Raw genomic sequence first — 2,626 nt, 5'->3', positions numbered from 1 at the left:
ACTGACCGTGGGTGAAGTCGTAGTTCGGGTAGATGCACCACTTGTCACCGGTCTGGTGGTGATGCGCGTGACGGATGCGATACATGATCGGGTCGCGCAGGTTCATGTTCGGCGAGGCCATGTCGATCTTCGCGCGCAGGACGCGAGCGCCGTCCGCGAACTCACCGGCACGCATGCGGGCGAACCAGTCGAGGTTCTCTTCAACCGAACGGTCGCGGAACGGGCTGTTCTTGCCCGGCTCGGTCAGGCTGCCACGGTATTCCTTGGCCTGCTCGGGGGTCAGATCGTCAACGTAGGCCTTGCCGGCCTTGATCAACTCGACCGCCCAGTCGTGCAACTGGTCGAAATACTGCGAGGCGTAGCGCACTTCGCCGGACCATTCGAAGCCCAGCCATTTGATGTCGCTTTCGATCGCGTCGATGTATTCCTGGTCTTCCTTGGCCGGGTTGGTGTCGTCGAAACGCAGGTGCGTGACGCCGCCGAACTCCTGGGCCAGGCCGAAGTTCACGCAGATCGACTTGGCGTGGCCGATGTGCAGATAGCCGTTGGGCTCAGGCGGGAAACGGGTAACGATCTGAGTGTGCTTGCCCGAGTCCAGGTCTGCCTGGATGATCGGCCGCAGGAAATTGACCGGCACGGCGGGGCCGGACTTGGCATTCGAGGTAGGGTCGACAGTGGGCTTGCTCATAGGATCCTTGACTTACAGGTGCGCGGCCGCAGAGGGGGCCAGACAAAACAAAGCCGCTATCATAGCCGATGCTGTCAAGGGGCTGACAGAGCAGGCCCTATAAAGGAACGCATTTAATCGCCGGGATTTGAAAAACAGCCTCGAAATTCGCGCCTGTCACGCTAAACTGCGCACCTTGGCCCAAGCAGGCTGAACCGGTTGCGGGACTTAATGTCCCAAAACCACGAATTCTTTATGAAATGCTTCATTGAAAAAGAGCACCGATCATGACTCAAGTCAAACTGACCACCAACCATGGCGACATCATCATCGAACTGAACGCTGAAAAGGCGCCGATCACCGTCGCCAACTTCATCGAATACGTTAACGCCGGTCACTACGAAAACACCGTTTTCCACCGTGTTATCGGTAACTTCATGATCCAGGGCGGCGGTTTCGAGCCAGGCATGAAGGAAAAGAAAGACAAGCGTCCAAGCATTCAAAACGAAGCTGACAACGGCCTGCCGAACGAGAAGTACTCCCTCGCCATGGCCCGCACCATGGAGCCACATTCGGCTTCCGCGCAGTTCTTCATCAACGTCGCTGACAACAGCTTCCTGAACCACAGCGCCAAGAACACCCAGGGTTGGGGCTACGCGGTATTCGGTAAAGTGACCGCCGGTACTGACGTTGTCGACAAGATCAAAGGTGTTTCGACCGGTTCCAAATCTGGCCACCAGGACGTACCAAACGACGACGTGATCATCGAGAAAGCCGAGATCATCGAAGCGTGATATTGCTGATTTCAGACTTGCATCTGGAAGAGGAGCGCCCGGACATCACCCGGGCGTTTCTGGATTTGCTCGCCGGACGCGCCCGCTCGGCGAGTGCGTTGTACATTCTGGGCGACTTTTTCGAGGCGTGGATTGGCGACGATGCCATGACCCCGTTCCAGCGTTCCATCTGCCAGGCCTTGCGCGAACTCAGCGACAGCGGCACGGCAATTTTTCTGATGCACGGCAATCGCGACTTCCTGCTCGGCAAGGCTTTCTGCAAAGAAGCCGGCTGCACGCTGCTGAAGGACCCGAGTGTCGTGCAGTTTTACGGCGAGCCGGTGCTGCTGATGCACGGCGACAGTCTGTGTACCCGCGACATCGGCTACATGAAACTGCGCCGTTACCTGCGTAACCCGATCACCCTGTTCATCCTGCGTAACCTGCCCTTGAGCACCCGCCATAAACTGGCGCGCAAACTGCGCAGTGAAAGCCGTGCGCAGACGCGGATGAAGGCCAATGACATTGTCGATGTCACGCCTGAGGAGATTCCACGGACCATGCAGGAATACGGGGTGAAAACCCTGATTCACGGGCATACCCATCGTCCGGCGATCCACAAGCTGCAGCTCGGCGAGCAGGCAGCGAAGCGGATTGTGCTGGGGGATTGGGATCGTCAGGGCTGGGCGTTGCAGGTGGATGAGAACGGATTTGCGTTGGCACCGTTCGACTTCGCCCCGCCGCCCGCACTACCCGCCCCCGTTAACTGACGAAGCCCAAAACCAATGTAGGAGTGAGCCTGCTCGCGATAGCGGTTTCACATTCAACATCTCTGTTGACTGATCCATCGCTATCGCGAGCAGGCACACTCCTACAATTGACCGTGTTTGGGATCAGTGACCGCTGGCAGCCGGCCCTGCCTTGGCCGCAAACGGTGGTTTCGCCAGGACCGTTCGACTTCGCCCCACCGCCACAGCTGTCAGCCCCCCATTAACTGACAAAACACAAAACCAATGTAGGAGTGAGCCTGCTCGCGATAGCGGTTTCACATTCAACATCTCTGTTGACTGATCCATCGCTATCGCGAGCAAGCACACTCCTACAATTGACCGTGTTTGGGATCAGTGACCGCTGGCAGCCGGCCCTGCCTTGGCCGCAAACGGTGGTTTCGCCAGGACCGTTCGAC

3 protein-coding genes are annotated in these 2,626 nt (G+C 58.0%); 2 read left to right on the top strand and 1 reads right to left on the bottom strand.

All coding sequences use genetic code 11. The annotated features are described in order from the left end of the window. A partial coding sequence (locus ACIOZM_RS25740) for a glutamate--tRNA ligase family protein (protein ID WP_401218976.1) occupies positions 1–688 on the bottom strand: 688 nt, incomplete at its 3' end. Between the two features lie 266 nt (positions 689–954). Between ACIOZM_RS25740 and ACIOZM_RS25735 the strand changes: the two genes are divergently transcribed. Continuing rightward, complete coding sequence (locus ACIOZM_RS25735) at positions 955–1,461, top strand: peptidylprolyl isomerase (protein ID WP_401218974.1); 507 nt, start codon at positions 955–957, stop codon at positions 1,459–1,461. Beyond that, positions 1,458–2,210: a UDP-2,3-diacylglucosamine diphosphatase gene (lpxH, locus tag ACIOZM_RS25730; RefSeq protein ID WP_401218971.1), complete on the top strand. Its 753-nt coding sequence runs from the start codon at positions 1,458–1,460 to the stop codon at positions 2,208–2,210. The genes ACIOZM_RS25735 and lpxH overlap by 4 nt, the downstream gene beginning before the upstream one ends. Positions 2,211–2,626: the final 416 nt, after the last annotated feature.

Source organism: Pseudomonas sp. NPDC087346 (assembly GCF_044744235.1).
Taxonomy (GTDB): Bacteria; Pseudomonadota; Gammaproteobacteria; order Pseudomonadales; family Pseudomonadaceae; genus Aquipseudomonas.
This window is presented reverse-complemented; position numbering and strand designations above follow the sequence as displayed.

Excerpts from the sequence above, each read along its gene's own strand:
- ACIOZM_RS25735 (WP_401218974.1), top strand. The coding sequence starts at position 955 with ATGACTCAAGTCAAACTGACCACCAACCATGGCGACATCATCATCGAA.